An 18,259-nucleotide genomic window follows, 5' to 3' on the forward strand; every position below is an offset into this window, starting at 1 on the left:
CTTTAGAAAAACGTTTAGTACCCACAAATAAATAATTTTCTAATTTTCAAAGTAGAGTGGGAAACGTACCAAGATACTAGCTTCTCTTTGCCCACTCTACATCTATCTAGTAAACCTGAGTTCGGGATAAAAGAATTGCTCGAAGAGAATGGTTTTTAGGTTTTAACTTCAGTTGCTATGACATGGAAACTGCCGAGTCTGCCTTGAATTGCTTTTATATATATGTAGTTGACTTATTCTAGGTTTTTTAAACTAATAACTAATAACTAATAACTAATAACTAATAACTAATAACTAATAACTAATAACTAGATCTATAGTCAGTAGCTTAACCCGAACTGAGGTTAGTAAGTAATTAATAATTATTTAACTGTCGCACTCACAACAACGAACGCAAATCCGAAATACAGCAAAAACAGCTATAATTTCTACTGCAATCAAAAAAGATTGGGGAGTCAGACACAATCCCCAAATTAGTAAAATTGCACCAATCACGGCTGTGGAGAGTCTAACAATTTCCTCTGTGGTTTTTAAACCCCAAGCGATCGCACCCAAACCTAAAGCAATAAAAATTGCAAAGCTCATGATGTATATTCCAATACTCTAACTAAAGTGCTATCGCGATTGAGATCGGCTTTTTTTACGGCAATGCGATCGCTCTCTACTTTAGAGATATCCATATCTGATACCAAAGTCAGAAATTCATCTACAGCAACTAAATCGCAATTTTTTTGACTACTAGCACTAGTACGATAGTGAGTAGGAATAATCATTTTAGGATTGAGTACTTTGACTACTTGCCTGGCTTCGGTAGGATTATAAGCCTTAATCCCTCCTCCTACGGGAGCAAACAATATATCCGCACCACTCATTAAAATTTTGTTTTCCGTAGCCAAGGGGGCAGCAGCACCGCCTAAATGGAGTAAATCTACTCCTCCTTGAGTCCATCGCCAAGCAATATTTTGACCAAAACGCCTTCCACCTTCGCGATCGTGAGGCAAAGAAAATCCCTGAAATCTCAAACCTTTAAATTGCTGTATCCCCCGTTCGGTAAACACTTTTGGCTTACCTGGAACAGCATCAATAGCCCCTTCATCGAGTAAAAAACTGCTTACCAACACTACATCAGGTTCTAAGTCGGGCAAATTGTAACCAGCAGTACAACCCGCCGAGCGATAGGGATTGACTAATACTTTTAAACCGTTACCTGTAAACAAAAAACAAGTATGTCCTAAATACTGAATTGTCACCGATTCGGAAGTATCTTGAGCCTGGGATGGTTGACTGGCGATCGCCTTAATGAAGATCGCACTTGCCAAACCAATGCCACCATAACGGATTAGTTGTCGCCGTTTCATATAATTTCTGACTTAGTTAAAGACTGCAAAAAGTTACGCAATAATGATTTTCCATTATCTGTCAAGATGCTTTCTGGGTGAAACTGAACCCCTTCTACATGAGGATAGTTTTTATGGCGGACTCCCATGATCGTTCCATCTTCAACCCAAGCTGTTATTTCAAGGCTATCGGGAATAGAATCGCGATCGATGACCAAGCTATGATAGCGAGTTGCAGCAAAAGGGGAATCTAGCCCTGCAAATACGCCTTTATTTTCGTGATGAACGGGAGAAGTCTTACCGTGCATCAAAACTGGTGCGGAAACTACCTTACCGCCAAAAACCTGACCGATACTTTGATGTCCCAAACATACTCCTAAAATGGGAATTTGCGCCCCCAACTTTTCGATTAATTCTAGAGAGATACCCGCATCTTCTGGGCGACCTGGCCCTGGAGAGATTAAAATACCATCGGGCTTGAGTTGTTTTATTGTTTCAATATCGATGGCATCGTTGCGATATACGCGAATATCTCTTGCTACTGGAAGTTCGCGACCTAATTCTCCCAGATACTGCACTAAATTATAGGTAAAACTATCGTAGTTATCGATGACGACAATCAAGTCCAATCTCCATTACAACATAGATACAACGCGCTCCAACATCGGAGGAAGCAAAATAAAAGCTGCTACAACTACTGCTGCCATCGCGCTAATTAAGACTGCACCAGCAGCACAGTCCTTAGCTATTTTAGCTAGCTCGTGATAAGTTTGCTTAACTGTCAGATCGACAACTGCTTCGATCGCTGTATTGAGCAGTTCTAAAACCATTACAATAGCGCAAGTCATAGCAATTACAGCCATTTCTATCGCCGAAATTTCTAATAAAAGACCCAAGCTCACAGCTACGATACCAATAAATGTATGAATGCGAAAGTTTCTTTGAGTCATAAAGGCATAGCGCACTCCAGCCCAGGCATATTTGAAACTCAAGAATAGATTCGGTGCTACTTGCCAAGCTAAATCGCGAATCATTTTTTGCTTGGAGGAATGAGACTCTGTAGCAGTTGAAACAATAGTAGAGGATTTCATATTTTTATGTAATATAGTTGCGAATTCTTGATGTCTATTTATTCAAACCTTGCTTTAAAAAAATAATTGCAATCTTTTATAGTTAATTCATTTGTCAGGCTATCATAACCTAATCATATACGTAGAATATGTTCGTCGAAAACAGTACAAAAGCTGATTATTTATTATTGCAGCCAGGTAATTTGACTAAATTGACAACAATTGAATCAATTGAAATTGTCGCTCTAACATTTGTTCTAGACTTGCTCGATCGGGATGATCCCATCCTAAAAGATGTAATAACCCGTGACTGCTCAACCATGCTAATTCTTTAACTAAGGAATGTTTTTGTTCTAACGCTTGTCTTGCTGCCGTATCCAAAGAGATAACCAGATCCCCTAGATAAAGAGGCTCGGTTATTTCTGGAGGCAAAATAATTTCTGCTTCTGTCGCAGCAAAGGCTAAAACATCTGTTGGTTTATCTAGAGAGCGATATTGAGAATTCATAGTTTTCATTTGGCGATCGCTAGTCAGTCTGAGACTAAGTTCGCAATCTCGATCAATTCTGGTTTCTAGACTCAAAGACTGCATCCAAATCTGTAGCCAAGTTTCCCAAGGAATAGCAGCAATATTGTCTAAGCTATCGCGGTCTAAATCTCCTTCATAGAGATTTTCTACATATATGACAACATTGAGAGATTGTGTGGCAGTTAAGTCCATAGATATTTTTATTTATGGTTTGGTTAAATAAGCCAGACCGACCAAAAGCCCTACAAGACCAACTGTGGTCAAGAAAAAATGCCAAAGGGATTGTCTCCCCTTGCGAACCATGTTCCGCATTGCCAATTTAACATAGCTATCTTGGGGTTTAGTTTGGGGAGTTGGACTTTCTGGAGTAGTGTTTTCGGCTAAATTTGTTTCTGGAACTGCTTTGGAAGCGGAATCTGTCATTTTTAAAAATTAGATTGATTAGATTTTTTAATTTGTATGATTATGTAACTTTTTTTTAATCATAATGCTTGAACGCAAAAAAAACACAAAAATCCGCTAAATAAAGGTACTGTTAGATTGTCTATCCCTAGTTTAGAAAATGCCTCTAAAATACTGGCGATCGCCGCTACTAACCAAGAAATAGCCAAAATTGACCAACTACCCCCCTCTACCGACCATAAAATCGACTCAGCAACGATGAAGCTGGCAACCATCATGCCCAACGTTCCTTCCCAACTTTTACGAATGTTGCCAATTTGATAAGAGTGTTTGCCAAATCGCTGACCGATAATTGCTGCCATGCCGTCTCCCCAAGCCATAATTAAAATACCGATCGCTGTATATTGAGGATAATCTTGCCAAAAACAAGCTGTTAAAACGCCGATACTAATAGCATAAAACAAAGTACCATAACTTTTACGACCGACACTTTCAATACTCGGTAAAATTGGAATGATGTAAGATAGGATTGCGATCCCCGCTGCGATGATTGCCGCACTAACAATTACTTGACGAGAAATATTGAACCACCAAGCTAGGAGAATTACGTTACCACTACCAATGTGAACTACTTTGCGAGTTAGTTCGGGATCGTCTGTTACTAAACGATTCAAAAAATCAGCAATCCCCACTAAAATACCGAGATACAGAAACACCGCTGCCAAAGGGTAGACTAGGGTATTGATCGGGTTGTCTGGAATTAATAAATCCATTACTTATTTACCGTCGAGTTTACCTGTTTTATTATCTTGTAACTAGTGCGATAGCTATAGATCTTTTTTTTGCTATTGAAGATTACTATAAAACGATCGCCCATGCTCAAAATCTGTGATAAATTTACGCCCTGCCACCCTTGAAGATCTACTTCTGCTAAAACATTGGGACGAACAACCCCATGTGACTGCTTGCGATCCCGATGATAATTGGAATTGGGAACTAGAACTTGACCGCGATCCAGAATGGCGGGAACAATTGATTGCCGAACTTAACGATCGCCCTATCGGCATGATTCAGATTATCGATCCAGCCCTAGAAGATAGCCACTATTGGGGTGATGTAGCTTCAAATCTTCGCGCGATCGATATTTGGATTGGAGAAGCAGGAGATCTAAATCAAGGCTATGGAACGATAATGATGCGCCTAGCCCTTATTCGTTGTTTTACCGATCCTTTAGTTAAAGCCGTACTAGTAGATCCCTTGGCTGGCAATACTCGCGCCCACAGATTTTACGAACGTCTTGGCTTTCAATTTGTCGAACGGCGACAGTTTGATGATAGTGACTGTTTTGTATATCAATTAAATCGAGAAGATTGGGATTCGGGAATTAATAATCAATAGATTCATAATTACGCGAACAGTGTGCGGTCGCCAACAATTTTTTTTTTAAGTAATAATTTCTAAAGAAACGGCAGCATAACGAAAGATATAAGGTCTGCAACAAGTTTTCTCATCGGGAAATGAAGTTCCATAAAAAGCTACATAGCAATCAAAATCATAAATTTCCTCGCTGTACCAACAATGAACGACAATTCCGTATTCTTCTGTTGAAGCAAGTTTCACTCTCGTACCTGGTTCGATATATTGTTCATTTTGGCATCTTTTTCCTTCAGGGCGTTGTCCTCCACGATAAGCATAAACGCCATAACCATCGGGGAATTGGAGAGCGTATTCCCATTCTGCATGGAGTAAATTCTGGCGATCGAATATTAATTTTGTAGGACGGTCGCAAACAAAGCAAACATTTTCAAATTGAAAAATAAAACCGCAGTTTTCCATCAATTCTTGGAGTACTTGCCACTGAGCGCGATCGTGTTGTAAATCTAGTTCGGATATACAAAAGTCGAGCATACAACCCCAAATCGACCAATCCGATGGCTTAACCAAAGCTTCGGCTAATTGAGAAAATTCATCCAATTCGGTTTGAGCGTAATTGCGATCGAGTCGATAAATATCTTCAACTATTTGCGTTTCTACACAATTTCTAATGCCCATAGGAAAGTGAAATGATTTGGGATTATTATTGCAATCTAAGTGATGGGGGTATTCTGGATAGGATATTCGGTTGAATAACTCATAAAAAAATGATTCTTCTAGTTGTCTTTCAATTAGATGACGGAGATGGTTGACAACTCTTTTTAAGAATTTAAGCTGAAGATCTACTCCCAAGTATGTTGAAAAATTTTCAATGTCAATAATTTTCTTAATTGCTCCCCAAGGACTGCCAACAAAAATAATTTCTGGTTCGCCATAATTCATTATTTTGTAAGCATATTTAATTGCTGCTTCAGCCTTCTCTTTATTAATGGCTTGGGTTTTGGTTGCGATCGCTTGCCATTTATGTAGATAATCTGGAAAAGCTAGTTTTTGTTGGCTAGATAGCTCGTTTATAATAGGTTTGGACATTTCAACAGAGACTCAGATATTTGATAATCTAGAAAAGATGCTTCTTCAATTTAATTTTATTTATTAATTTTTAAGTAAATATTCGCCTAATATAGTTAGGAAACTAATGAAAAAACTAATTATCTGGCTTATCAAAAGCTATCGTCAATTTATATCCCCTTTATTTCCTCCTAGCTGTCGCTTTCAACCCACTTGTTCCCAATATGCTATTGAAGCGATCGCAACCTATGGAACGATTAAAGGTAGTTGGCTAGCGGTAACTCGGATTGCTCGCTGTCATCCTTTCCATCCAGGGGGCTACGATCCCGTACCACCCATAGATAAATCTGCACCAAAAAATTCAGATTGACCTTAAATTAGCATATATCGGAACTTTCACTCCTATCTTGATAGTCTAAATCGATAAAGAAACTAGATAATTTAGATAGTTTATGAAAATAATCAATCAAGCAATTGCTTTTTCTCTTACTTCTATTGCAGCTACTGGTGCGATTTTCAGTTTGAGCGATCGCCCTGCTAATGCTCAAGAACAATATTATTATATTCAAGCCAGACATAGCGGACAGTGTTTGAATGTTCTAAATTCAGGACAGCGTAATGGAGATAATGTGGTTCAAGGAAGTGATTGCAATAGTTCTAATTTTCAGTGGACTTTAATCCCTGCGGAGCGCGGATACTATTATATTAGAGCCAGACATAGCGGACAGTGTTTAAACGTCTTAAACCGAGGACAAAATAATGGAGATAATGTAGTTCAAGGTTATGCTTGCGATACTGCTAATTTTCAGTGGGCTGTAATTCCTGCCAGAAATAAATATAACTATATTGAAGCGAGACATAGCGGACAGTGTTTGAATGTTTTGAATTCAGGATTAAATAACGGGGACAATGTCGTTCAAGGTTATGCTTGTGACAATCCTAATTTTCAGTGGAGTTTAATTCCTGCCAGTAATTTTAGACCCAATCATTCTGATTATAATTACCAACGCCATCGCCGATTTTAATTAAGTTTTAAATTTAGATCTAGATCTTAAAAAAGCGATCGCTTTTTTCATAAGGCGATCGCTCTATAGATTTACCAGATCTAAACTAGTGAGTTTTTAGTCTTTAGCTCCTCATAAATATAGTCTTTAGCTCCTCATAAATATAGAGTCAATTGAGCCTTTGGAGACTTACAAAATAATTAACGCTCTTATTTATTCTCGATTTGTCATGTTTGAGTGAGAGAATTGAAAAACAAAAAACTAGTAACTAATAACTAATAACTAATAACTAATAACTAGAGCGATCGCTCGGTCATTAGCTTAACCCGAACTCAGGTTATTTAACTCAAACTAAAGACCAAAACAAAGCCGAGGACTGCACCAAAGACAATCAAGGCATAGAATTGCGCTCGACCATTTTCTAAGTATTTCAATCCTTCGCCACTAAGTACGGTAGCCAAACCAGTTAAGTTAACCGCACCATCAACGACGCGATAGTCAACTTCCATAATTTGTCGTGCCAGACGACGGCAACCCATGACAAACACATTATTGTAAAGTTCGTCAAAATACCATTTATTCAGGGAAAAACGATAGAGAGTGGGAACTTTTTTGGCAATGCTGCTGGGATCGATGTTTTTAGTGCGATACATAAGTAATGCTACAACAATACCAGTTACGGCGATCGCCACAGACAAACCAGCCATAATCAGAAATTCATTCCAATCAAAAGCGTGTTCTGCCATTTCCATGACTTCTCCTGGGGCATGGATAAACTCTTCAAAATAGTTTTCCCAAGGACGACCGATCAAACCAATACCCACAGAAGGTACTGCCAATACCAATAAAGGTAATGCCATAGTCAAAGGAGATTCGTGGGGATATTCACTATGACCGTGACTTTCCCCTTCTTTAGCATCCATCGCACCAGGGCCAAAAGCTAGTCCTGCTTCGGTCATTAATGTTTGTTTGATAGTTGAATCGTTACCGCGAAACTCCCCTTCAAAGGTCATAAAGTACATACGGAACATATAGAAGGCAGTCAAGCCAGCGGTAGCCCAACCGACAAACCACAAAGCTGGGTTAGCCTCAAAAGCCTGTCCTAAAATTTCATCTTTCGACCAAAAACCAGCAAAAGGAGGAATACCACAAATTGCCAAGTTACCTACAAGGAAAGTACCCGCAGTAATGGGCATATACTTTCTCAAGCCGCCCATCAAACGCATATCTTGAGCGAGAAGAGGATTGTGTCCTACCACCTCTTCCATGCCGTGAATTACCGAACCAGAACAAAGGAAAAGCATCGCTTTAAAATAGGCGTGAGTCATTAGGTGGAACATTCCCGCACTATAAGAGCCAATACCCATTGCCATAACCATGTATCCCAACTGGGAAACGGTAGAATATGCCAAACCTTTTTTAATATCGTTTTGAGTCAGGGCGATACTCGCACCGAGAAAAGCCGTAAATGCTCCCGTCCAAGCAATTAGATCCATTGCTGCAGGTACATTTTCAAACACGGGATACATCCGTGCGATTAAAAATACCCCTGCTGCCACCATCGTCGCAGCGTGAATTAATGCCGAGATAGGGGTAGGCCCTTCCATAGCGTCTGGCAGCCACACATGGAGGGGAAATTGAGCCGATTTAGCTGCTGGTCCTAAAAAGACTAAGATGGCAAATAAAGTGGCTAAAAACGCGCTTAGAGAACCATTAGCGACTAGTTCGCCCAAGCGATCGCCCATTACTCCAAATTCAAAGCTACCTGTTGCCCAAAATAGCCCCAACATTCCCAAAAGCAAACCAAAGTCACCAACGCGGTTAGTTACAAAAGCTTTTTGACAAGCATCTGCTGCGGGTTGGCGATCGTACCAAAAACCAATGAGAAGATAGGAACACATCCCTACCAATTCCCAGAAGATATAAATTTGCACTAAATTGGGACTAATTACCAGACCCAACATAGAAGAGCTAAAGATACTCAAATAAGCATAAAAACGAACATAACCAGGATCGTGTGCCATGTAGCCATCGGTATAGATCATGACCAAGAAAGCTACAGTAGTCACGATAACCAGCATCAAAGCACTAAGATGGTCGATAGTGTAACCCATCGAAAGATGAAAATCTCCTGCGGAAGCCCACTCAATGGTGCGAGTAAAAGCTTCATGTCCGTGAATTTGGCTCCATAGAATTGCAAAAGACATCACCATCGTCGCGCCAATGATGGAGACGATAAAAACGGCAACTATCTGACGTAGATTGTTCGTGGCATTATTGAGAGAAATTAAACCAATTCCTACTAACATTGCCCCCAAGAGAGGCAAAACGGGAATTAGCCAAGCATATTGATAAAGCGGTTCCATTTTGTATATCTAAGTATAAATTGCTTAACTACTTTGATGATTATCGGGTAGGTCGGAGGGATTGCTCCCTCGTCGCCCCCTCAGAACCGTGCGAGCAAGTTTCCAAGCACACGGCTCAATCAAACTACACAAAAAGAGTATAAGACTTTTTTCGTCGAGGGTAGTTTCTAAGGATACGTATTCTCACGATTTTGAGCGTGCAAATACCTATAAAGTAAGTGTATCCTTAAAGGTTTTTCTTCACCTTCCATCTTTCTTTCTTTTCTTTAAAAGAAATACTTATACCCAATTGCTTGAGTGACGTTTGATAGGTGTCCAGGCTAACTTTTCAAGATAATAACTTTGCTTATTATTTTTAGCCCTAATTCCAAAGACCCATATATTATCTCTTCCAGGACATAATTTGCCCCAGTAGCGTTGTCGAATCCAATTCCAAGATTGATTGTGATGTAATCTTTTACCCCACTTAAAACCATTTTGTTATTAAGGTACTTCCAGGGTATGACCCTAGTTTTCCAAGCAGTATCTCGTGGTTAATATTGTCGAAGCATCCTTTGATATCTCCTTCGACTACCCATTGTTTTTGTGGGTTTTCTCCGTTGATATTGACAAAGATTTTAGACATAGCATCGTGGCAAGAGCGTCCTGGTCTAAAGCCATAGGAAACAGACTCGAATACTGCCTCCCATTCTGGTTCTAAGGCGTTTTTATGGACGTTCTGGAGAACACGGTCTACTATTGTTGGTATTCCGAGTGGGCGTTTTTTGCCGTTACTTTTAGGAATTTCTACCCTTCGAGTAGGTAGAGGTTTCCACAGATTTCTATGATGGGATATAGCAACAGTTAAAGCAGCCCTGTCTGCCTTTGACAGAGCCAACTGCTTATCAACCCCTGCTGTTTTTTTCCCGCTATTAATCTGTGTGACTCTTCTGACCGAAGAAAGGAGGTTACTTTGGGAACGTAACATTAGTTTTTGAAGATTACGAACTTTTTTCAAGTCCCCTCTCTGTTTTGCTGAGAATATGCGTCTACGCAAATTTCTGACTGTACGATTAACTTTCTTCCATGAAATTTCATCCCATGCAAGATCGTCAATCGGAGTCTCAACTTTTTCTTTATGATTCAAGATTTGATTCATACCTAAGATGACTAATTGAAACGAAATTCGCATAGTTCGGTTCATATTATCTGTAATTCAACTTCTCAATTTAGCCCTCTTTCGAGTCTGGCATATATCCAGTATCCGAATCCATTACTGGATTGCTTTCGCTGACTTCGGCTTTTGCTTGGTGAGAATCTTACACCCTCTGGATATTGTGGTTTCGTTGCCTCCTCCCTACCCACAAAAGTGGGAATCCATAGGGCTTACCAGTTTATCCCTCCAGAGAATCGAACAGTTAAAGTATTTAAAGGCTAATGCCTCCTCCATACCCCGACTCTTATCTACCAAAAAAAGAATGATGTAAAAAATTCTTTTTCTATTAATCTTTCTCAAGCGTTAATGATTGGATTTAAGTGAGTTGTATCGCCTATTAACCTAAGTAGGTGATATTAATATTCACGAGGCTGCAAGGTTCGCTTTATGCTTACTTTTCTATTCTTGGTCTAACCCCATGTTTAGGTATGTTAGGTTTGCCCGTCCACATGACGCATTACTCTCTAGCTGTGAGACCTCTTCGTTACCAAAGATGCCCCTTCGAGTGACCACTACCACACTAGGTAGCTTAGTGAGACCAGATAGAGTTAACTAGTGGTCTCGGTAGGAGATGGACTGCCATCTCGCTCTGGGTGGGGACATTTACTGTCGCCCAACACAATAATAAAGTAGTGTAGTTACTTTTCATGAAACCCTTTTTCTGTAGCTATTTTCAACTTTTGTCCTTGTATCTGTACTTAGGTCTCAGGTATTTTCTAAATTGATATAAATATATTTAAGATTGGCGATCGCCCTACCTTTATTATCTCTAAAATAAAGCGATCGCATGATCGACTATTATATGTTACTTGTGTTTGGAAATAGAGCTTGTCCTATTCCTCAATACTTAACCTTGTTTGGATTATGCAAGGAGAGAGAACAAATTACCTACTACCTATACCCAAATTAAACCAATCCCAACAAAGCAGCCATCAAAGCTTGCTGGGCGTGCATACGGTTTTCTGCCTGATCCCATACACGAGAGCGATCGCCTTCCATAACCTCAGAGGCAATTTCTTCTCCCCGATGGGCGGGCAAACAATGGAGAATAATGGCTTCGGGGTCGGCATTTTCTAGTAATTGCTGGTTGACTTGATAGGACTGGAAAATGGGAATTCTGCTGTCGGCAACATCTTCTTGTCCCATACTCGCCCATACGTCAGTGTAAACTACCTGCGCTCCTTCCACTGCTGCTTTGGCATCTTGGGTAACGATAATTTCCGATTTATCCCCTGCAATTTCTTGAGCTTTCGCCACAATCTCAGCATCTGGTTCGTAACCTTCAGGGGCAGCAATTCTGATGTTCAAGCCAGTCAGCGCACCTCCCAACATTAAAGAATTAGCCATATTGTTGCCGTCTCCCAGGTAAGTTAGGGTATTTCCCTGCAAAGATCCCAAACACTCTTGGACTGTTAGCAAATCTGCCAAAATCTGACAGGGATGTTCTAAATCTGTCAAAGCATTAATGATAGGAATACTGGCGTAATCGGCAAAGGTTTTCAAGTCTGCTTGAGCGTAGGTGCGGATTGCCAAAATATCTAAATAGCGGTCTAAAACCCTAGCTGTATCTTCAATTGGCTCGCCTCTTCCTACTTGAGTCAAACTAGGATTGAGATCGATAACTTGTCCTCCTAGGTTATACATCGCCACGCTAAAAGATACTCTGGTACGAGTAGAAGCTTTATAAAAGAGCAATCCCAATACCTTATTAGACTGAAGTTCGAGCTTCTTTTGTTTGAGTTGACTGGCTAGATCTAGTAAACCTGTAATTTCTTCCGTACTTAAATCTGCCGTGCCAAGTAGATCTCTTCCTTTTAGCTGTTTTATACTCATTTTTTTTAACCCAGGAGAGGGCTGATTACACTAGGGTTTTTATGGGAAGAAATAATTCTATAACGAAAAGTACTCCGCGATCGAGAAAAATAGCAATTGTTCCCAGTCACCCAGTCAAACTAAACAAGTAAATTGGATTAGATCTAAATTGTCGATCGCTAAAGGTAAGAAATAAAATCAGTAACAGTTAAGTTAACGATCGCCTTTAGGGAAATAATGAATGTTTAATCGATCGAGGTTATGGTTTTATTTTGCTGTGGGTGCTTTGAGTGCCTTTTACCTCAGCTACGAAGCCAAAAAAGCGATTTCGGCAGAGAATATCGTTTTGAACTATGGAGCGTTAGAATTTGCCGTTACGGTTGATTCTCTAGAAACTTATGCCAAGACAGGCAAGCTGGAAGGAGCTTTAGATAGCTACGCAAGATTTTTAGAACCCCAACAGTTAAAACAATTGAAAACTGGTTTAACTGCCAATGCTGATTTTAGTCATTTAGCGATCGCTCAATTTCTCTATTCCTATCAAGGAGAACAAATATTACAGAGGGTATCCAGGGTAATTAAAACTCAAGCTCGCCAGCCAGGATTTTACGCCCTACGCTCCGCTCTAATTTTAGCTGCGGCAGATCGAGACCATGGCGGACTAACCCCCTTAAACGTCCTAAAAAAGTTTCCTACCAATACTTTACGCATTGACTCTCAAGCGGGACTGAAGATTTTTAAAGACTTGAGCAGACTGGTTCAAGAAAACAATAAAGCGATCGCTGCCGTAGAAAATAAAGCCGTGCGAGAAAGGCAAAATAAACTGTCTATCGCCCCTGAAGTTAGAAATTTAGATTTATTAATCCCAGGCAAATATCGCTACAAAAAACAGGCTTTAATGCTTAATGACGAGATGCGAGAGCGTCGTTTTCCTGCCGACCTCTATTTACCCAAAGCTGAAGATATCCAACCATTACCTCTAATCGTCATTTCTCATGGTTTGGGTAGCGACTTAACTACTTTTAACTATTTAGCCAAACATCTAGCTTCCCATGGCTTTGCTGTAGCTGTCCCCGAACATCCTGGCAGTAGTGCCAGTCAGATCGAATCTTTGCTGACGGGTTTAGATAACGATGTTACTCCCCCGCAAGAATTAATCGATCGCCCTTTAGATATTAAATTTCTGTTGGATCGGTTAGCTGAAGATTATGCCCCACAAATCGATACTAATGATGTCGGGATAATCGGTCAATCTTTTGGGGCTTATACGAGCTTGGCTTTAGCTGGCGCAGAATTGAATTGGTCTACTCTAGAAAGAGATTGCGATAATCTCAAGAGTTCTTGGAACTTATCTCTCTTACTTCAATGTTTGGCTTTACAGATACCAGAAGATAGCGAGATCGAGTTAAAAGACGACCGTATCCAAGCTGCGATCGCAATCAATCCCCTAGTTAGTTCGGTTTTTGGCAAACAAAGCCTGAGCCAAATTGAAATTCCCATTACTATTGTGGCAGGAAGTGCCGATACAATTACTCCTGCCAGAGCGGAACAAATTATTCCTTTTACTTGGCTCAATACTCCCAATAAATATTTAGTACTCCTCAAGGGAGGAACTCACTTTTCCGCTCTTAATGAATCTGCTGGTAGTATTCCCATTCCCGAAGCAGCGATCGGACCAGATCCTCGAATAGCTCAAACATATATCAAACAGTTAGGTTTGGCATTTTTTGCTACTTACATTCAAAATCAAGCTAAATATGCTAATTACCTCAATGCAGAATACGGTCGAGTAATTAGTCAAGACAAAATGCCCTTAAGCTTAATAGAATCATTAGATCCGCGATCGCTAAAATTCAAATAAGATCGGCTAATAAGTTAAACTAAGCCTTTTACAAAACTCCTGCATTACCCAAACCCAGGATTAGACCAGCACCAAGAATATGACCCAAGCTAGTGGTAGCCAAGAGTTCTGGTACGCCAAACTTATCCCATACTTCGGGTTTGGGGACGGGCAAACTAGGTCCCTGTCCAGAATTTTGGATTGCATAGCGACCAATGGCAATACAAAACAAATTAGAGAAAATCATGACGATCGCTACACTAGGATTCCAATCAACTGTAGAAGGAGTGTACTGCACTGCCAATATTAAATTAGATACCATTACTTTTTTGACCCCTTTGCTCGTTAAATGACTTTATTTTTAGGTTTTTTCGATTTAATAGGAATTATAAAAACCTCTTTCAGTTAAACAACGTTTCTTCTAAATAATTAACAGTAATTCAAACTTTTACTAAAAAAATACTAGATTAATCAATTAAAAGACCAATGCGAGTTAAAATCTGCGGGCTAACCAAACTAAATCAGGCTAAAGACATTGTTAAATTAGGAGCAAATAGTATTGGTTTTATTTGCGTCGAGCGATCGCCTCGTTATATTCTGCCTCAAGATATTCAAGCGATCGCCATAAATCTGCCCCGTCAAATCGATAAAGTAGGGGTCTTTGCCGATAGTACCGTCGCCGAAATAGCAGAAATAGTAGAAGTTGCCCAACTAACCTCAGTCCAACTCCACGGTGGAGAAACCCCTCAATTTTGCGCTCGCTTGCGTCAAACTCTTCCTCAAAACATCGAACTAATTAAAGCCTTTCGCATTAAAAGTGCTGCTACTTTGGCAGAAATAAAACCCTACTCAACTAAAGTAGATACTTTGCTACTAGATGCCTATCATCCTCAAATTTTGGGAGGCACGGGACATACTATAGATTGGCAAGACTTAGAACAATTCCAGCCTCCTCTTCCCTGGTTGCTGGCAGGCGGAATTACTCCCGATAATGTCAAGGATGCCCTGTCTCGCCTCAAACCAGATGGGATCGATCTTTCTAGCGGTGTCGAGCGATCGCCTGGAGACAAAGATCTTCAAAAAGTCAAACAACTTTTTCAACAATTAACACTACACTGAAAGTCTAATGCTTTATGGGATAATTGCTAACTGGCAAATCAATCGATTCCCAACACAGGCACATTAATTCCCAACGATATTATGAAAGCATTAGTAGTAGGTAGCGGTGGCAGAGAACACGCTTTAGCCCTAACTTTACTGAAATCCAATAACATTGAAGCAGTATTTTGCAGTCCTGGAAATGGTGGCACTGCAACTATGGCAAACTGTCAAAATTTGCCCTTGGCGGTGGATGACTTTGAAGGAATAATTAATGCTGTTGGCGAACATCAAATTGATTTGGTAGTCGTAGGTCCCGAAGTACCTCTCTCATTGGGTATTGTTGATCGCTTGCAAGCAGAAAACATTGCCGTGTTTGGGCCAACCAAAGCAGGAGCTCAAATTGAATCTAGCAAGTCTTGGGCAAAAGAAATTATGACCTTAGCCAACGTACCCACTGCTAAGTCCCAAACTTTTACTCATGTTGACTCTGCCAAGGCATATATCCACCAAGAAGGCGCACCTATAGTAATTAAAGCCGATGGTTTGGCAGCGGGAAAAGGGGTAATTGTAGCAATGACTTTAGAGAGTGCGATCGCTGCGGTAGATGAATTGTTGGTTAATGATGGAGATAAATTACTCATTGAAGAATATTTAACGGGGGCAGAAGTATCTGTTTTAGCCGTTACCGATGGTAAAACTATTCGTCCTCTATCTCCCGCCCAAGATCACAAACGGATTGGAGAAGGAGATACGGGCAAAAATACGGGCGGAATGGGGGCATATTCCCCCGTTCCCTTGGTAACCGATGGATTAATGACCAGAATCGAAACAGAGGTTTTAAACCCTACTCTAGAGGCTTTAAACCAGCAGAATATCGACTATCGTGGGGTATTGTATGCAGGTTTGATGATTACTCCTACTGGCGATCCCAAAGTAATTGAATTTAACTGTCGTTTTGGCGATCCTGAAACTCAAGTTGTATTACCTCTGTTGGATACCCCTCTTGATGAAATATTATTGGCTTGTGTCGAACAAAGATTGTCACAATTACCTCCCATTCAATATAAAACAGGTAGCGCAGTGTGTGTTGTTGCGGCATCGGGGGGCTATCCCGATGCTTATGAAAAAGGTAAAACCATTACTGGCATTTCAGAGGCAGAAAAGAGAGGGGCAATTGTCTTTCATGCAGGAACGACATTAGAAGCAGGAAATGTTAAAACCTCTGGAGGAAGAGTACTAGGAATTACCGCTTTAGGAGATAATTTCGATGCTGCGATCGCAACTGCCTATGATGCAATTCAATCAATTCAGTTCGATAAAATGTACTACCGTCGCGATATAGGACACAAGTATCGCAGATGATTTTAAGCTAGTAGGTAGAGGCGAACAACCGTTCGCCCATAAAGTAAAAATGAAGAAACTGAGAATAATTACTCAACAAAATCCTAAGATTTCTTCTATATTTCCTAATGCAGTTGATACACTATAATTCAAGCAACTTAACATTTATTATTAATTTTTTGAAAATTGCTAACCCTTATTACCAAAATCAAAGCAATCATTGCCCTCTGGTGGTCTGAATTTACTCTCCAGACAAAACTAATGGCTGCTGCTACTTTAGTGGTTTCTTTGATCGTAAGTAGTCTCACCTTCTGGGCGGTCAACACTATTCAGCAAGATTCAAACATTAACGACACCCGTTTTGGTAGCGATTTGAGTATTCTGATTGCTTCTAATGCTGCGCCGTTAATCGCTGAAAATGACATGGTAGGTTTAGCTCAATTTTCCAATCGTTTTTATCGCAGCACATCTAGCATTCGTTACATAATTTATGCAGATGAATTTGGCAGCATCTTTTTTGGCATTCCCTATTCCCAAGCAGAGGTACAAAACTCCCTCACAATTAAGCGTCGCATTCAATTACCCGAAGACTACGTTCAGAATGCAGACTTGCCTTTTGTCAGGCAACATCAAACCCCTAACGGACAAGTAACAGACGTATTTGTTCCTTTGCGCCATGACAAAAGATATCTGGGAGTATTAGCGGTAGGGATTAATCCCAATCCAACTATTGTGGCTTCGTCGAATTTAACTAGAGATGTCACCATTGCCGTATTTATTACTATTTGGGCAATGGTAATTTTGGGTAATGTTTTCAATGCTTTGATGATCACTAGACCAATTAAAGAGCTTTTGGTGGGGGTAAAAAATATTGCTGCCAAGAACTTCAAACAAAGGATCGATCTGCCTCTTAAGGGAGAGTTAGGAGAATTAATTGCCAGTTTTAATAAAATGGCGGAAAAATTGGAAAATTATGAAGAACAAAATATCGAAGAACTTACTTCCGAAAAAGCCAAATTAGAAACTTTAGTCTCTACTATTGCCGATGGGGCGATGCTGATTGACCCGCAAATGCGAATTATTTTAGCCAATCCTACCGCGAAGAATATTTTTGGCTGGGGGGATGATGCCATCGGAGATAATGTCTTACACCGTCTCCCTTCAGAAATTACGGTTAAACTAACCAAACCGTTATATCAAATGATTGAGAAAAAAGCTGAAGAATTAGAAGAGGAAACAGCAAGTGAAGCAGAAATTGCCACAGCATTGGGGCAAAAGGAACTTCATTCGATGGATAAAAATGAATTCAGGATTAAGATCGAACGTCCAGTTTCTCGAACTATTCGTCTTTTACTGAGTAGAGTGGTAGATGGCGGTAGCGAAAATATTAAGGGAATTGCGATGACAGTGCAAGATATTACCCGCGAAGTAGAACTTAATGAAGCTAAAAGCCAGTTTATCAGTAACGTTTCTCACGAATTGAGGACTCCTTTATTTAATATCAAATCTTTTATTGAAACCCTCTCCGAATATGGAGAAGATTTGACCCAAGTACAACGCAAGGAATTTCTCGATACTGCTAACCACGAAACAGATCGCTTAACTCGTTTGGTTAACGATGTCTTAGACTTGTCTCGTTTAGAATCTTCTCGCACCTATAACCTCAGCGAAGTTGATTTAAGTCAACCTATCGAACAAACCTTAAGAACTTGCCAGCTAAATGCCAAGGATCGAGATATCAAACTTCACCAAGATATAGAGAGCAATTTACCCTTGGTAGTGGGTAATTACGATCTATTACTTCAAGTACTCACCAACCTA

General features: G+C 40.1%; 19 protein-coding genes. 7 read left to right on the forward strand and 12 right to left on the reverse strand.

Translation table 11 applies throughout. From position 1 onward, the window contains the following. Window positions 1–366: 366 nt before the first annotated feature. From AC33VI_RS21465 to AC33VI_RS21495, 7 genes are all read right to left on the reverse strand, one after another. Window positions 367–585: a hypothetical protein gene (locus AC33VI_RS21465; protein ID WP_491784307.1), complete on the reverse strand. Its 219-nt coding sequence runs from the start codon at window positions 583–585 to the stop codon at window positions 367–369. Continuing rightward, a complete protein-coding gene (locus AC33VI_RS21470; protein WP_491784308.1) occupies window positions 582–1,358 on the reverse strand; it encodes an MBL fold metallo-hydrolase in 777 nt (258 codons plus the stop codon). The genes AC33VI_RS21465 and AC33VI_RS21470 overlap by 4 nt, the downstream gene beginning before the upstream one ends. After that, the gene (locus AC33VI_RS21475; protein ID WP_491784309.1) at window positions 1,355–1,960 is read right to left on the reverse strand and encodes an anthranilate synthase component II; all 606 of its coding nucleotides are present in this window, start codon (window positions 1,958–1,960) and stop codon (window positions 1,355–1,357) included. The genes AC33VI_RS21470 and AC33VI_RS21475 overlap by 4 nt, the downstream gene beginning before the upstream one ends. A gap of 12 nt (window positions 1,961–1,972) precedes the next feature. Then, complete coding sequence (locus tag AC33VI_RS21480; RefSeq protein ID WP_491784325.1) at window positions 1,973–2,371, reverse strand: diacylglycerol kinase; 399 nt, start codon at window positions 2,369–2,371, stop codon at window positions 1,973–1,975. A 243-nt stretch (window positions 2,372–2,614) separates the two neighbouring features. Continuing rightward, the gene (gene ybeY, locus AC33VI_RS21485; RefSeq protein WP_491784310.1) at window positions 2,615–3,127 is read right to left on the reverse strand and encodes an rRNA maturation RNase YbeY; all 513 of its coding nucleotides are present in this window, start codon (window positions 3,125–3,127) and stop codon (window positions 2,615–2,617) included. Between the two features lie 12 nt (window positions 3,128–3,139). Next, window positions 3,140–3,358 carry a DUF3285 domain-containing protein gene (locus tag AC33VI_RS21490; RefSeq protein WP_491784311.1) on the reverse strand — a complete coding sequence of 73 codons (219 nt, stop codon included), beginning with the start codon at window positions 3,356–3,358 and terminating at the stop codon, window positions 3,140–3,142. Between the two features lie 59 nt (window positions 3,359–3,417). After that, window positions 3,418–4,110: a diacylglycerol/polyprenol kinase family protein gene (locus AC33VI_RS21495; RefSeq protein WP_491784312.1), complete on the reverse strand. Its 693-nt coding sequence runs from the start codon at window positions 4,108–4,110 to the stop codon at window positions 3,418–3,420. A 115-nt stretch (window positions 4,111–4,225) separates the two neighbouring features. On the opposite strand from AC33VI_RS21495, the gene AC33VI_RS21500 reads away from it, so the two are divergent. Continuing rightward, window positions 4,226–4,735, forward strand: a complete 510-nt coding sequence (locus AC33VI_RS21500) for a GNAT family N-acetyltransferase (RefSeq protein ID WP_491784313.1) — start codon at window positions 4,226–4,228, stop codon at window positions 4,733–4,735. Between the two features lie 45 nt (window positions 4,736–4,780). Here the strand turns inward: AC33VI_RS21500 and AC33VI_RS21505 are convergent, their stop codons facing one another. Continuing rightward, complete coding sequence (locus tag AC33VI_RS21505; RefSeq protein ID WP_491784314.1) at window positions 4,781–5,800, reverse strand: DUF6745 domain-containing protein; 1,020 nt, start codon at window positions 5,798–5,800, stop codon at window positions 4,781–4,783. Window positions 5,801–5,906: 106 nt separating this feature from the next. On the opposite strand from AC33VI_RS21505, the gene yidD reads away from it, so the two are divergent. After that, window positions 5,907–6,149, forward strand: coding sequence for a membrane protein insertion efficiency factor YidD (yidD, locus tag AC33VI_RS21510; protein WP_491784315.1), 243 nt, complete (start codon window positions 5,907–5,909; stop codon window positions 6,147–6,149). 82 nt (window positions 6,150–6,231) lie between these two features. Continuing rightward, window positions 6,232–6,804: an RICIN domain-containing protein gene (locus AC33VI_RS21515; protein ID WP_491784316.1), complete on the forward strand. Its 573-nt coding sequence runs from the start codon at window positions 6,232–6,234 to the stop codon at window positions 6,802–6,804. A 320-nt stretch (window positions 6,805–7,124) separates the two neighbouring features. Here AC33VI_RS21515 and AC33VI_RS21520 read toward each other — a convergent pair whose 3' ends face one another. The 3 genes from AC33VI_RS21520 to argF form a co-directional block, all read right to left on the reverse strand. Next, window positions 7,125–9,149 (reverse strand): NAD(P)H-quinone oxidoreductase subunit 5, encoded by a 2,025-nt coding sequence (locus AC33VI_RS21520; RefSeq protein WP_491784317.1) that lies wholly within the window; start codon window positions 9,147–9,149, stop codon window positions 7,125–7,127. Between the two features lie 466 nt (window positions 9,150–9,615). Then, entirely contained in the window at window positions 9,616–10,332 is a 717-nt protein-coding gene (locus AC33VI_RS21525; RefSeq protein WP_491784318.1) for a reverse transcriptase N-terminal domain-containing protein, read from the reverse strand. A gap of 918 nt (window positions 10,333–11,250) precedes the next feature. Then, window positions 11,251–12,177, reverse strand: a complete 927-nt coding sequence (argF, locus tag AC33VI_RS21530; RefSeq protein ID WP_491784319.1) for an ornithine carbamoyltransferase — start codon at window positions 12,175–12,177, stop codon at window positions 11,251–11,253. Window positions 12,178–12,397: 220 nt separating this feature from the next. Here argF and AC33VI_RS21535 point away from each other — a divergent pair, with 220 nt between their 5' ends. Continuing rightward, the gene (locus tag AC33VI_RS21535) at window positions 12,398–14,017 is read left to right on the forward strand and encodes an alpha/beta hydrolase (protein ID WP_491784320.1); all 1,620 of its coding nucleotides are present in this window, start codon (window positions 12,398–12,400) and stop codon (window positions 14,015–14,017) included. A 28-nt stretch (window positions 14,018–14,045) separates the two neighbouring features. On the opposite strand, the gene psaK is transcribed toward AC33VI_RS21535, so the two are convergent. Continuing rightward, window positions 14,046–14,318 carry a photosystem I reaction center subunit PsaK gene (gene psaK / locus AC33VI_RS21540; protein ID WP_491784321.1) on the reverse strand — a complete coding sequence of 91 codons (273 nt, stop codon included), beginning with the start codon at window positions 14,316–14,318 and terminating at the stop codon, window positions 14,046–14,048. 164 nt (window positions 14,319–14,482) lie between these two features. On the opposite strand from psaK, the gene AC33VI_RS21545 reads away from it, so the two are divergent. The 3 genes from AC33VI_RS21545 to AC33VI_RS21555 all read left to right on the forward strand — a co-directional run. Beyond that, complete coding sequence (locus AC33VI_RS21545; RefSeq protein WP_491784322.1) at window positions 14,483–15,115, forward strand: phosphoribosylanthranilate isomerase; 633 nt, start codon at window positions 14,483–14,485, stop codon at window positions 15,113–15,115. 81 nt (window positions 15,116–15,196) lie between these two features. Beyond that, on the forward strand, window positions 15,197–16,459 hold the full coding sequence (purD, locus tag AC33VI_RS21550; RefSeq protein WP_491784323.1) for a phosphoribosylamine--glycine ligase: 1,263 nt from the start codon (window positions 15,197–15,199) through the stop codon (window positions 16,457–16,459). 165 nt (window positions 16,460–16,624) lie between these two features. Beyond that, window positions 16,625–18,259 (forward strand): sensor histidine kinase (locus tag AC33VI_RS21555; RefSeq protein ID WP_491784324.1); only part of this gene is annotated, 1,635 nt, incomplete at its 3' end.

It is taken from the genome of Waterburya sp. (assembly GCF_058530065.1).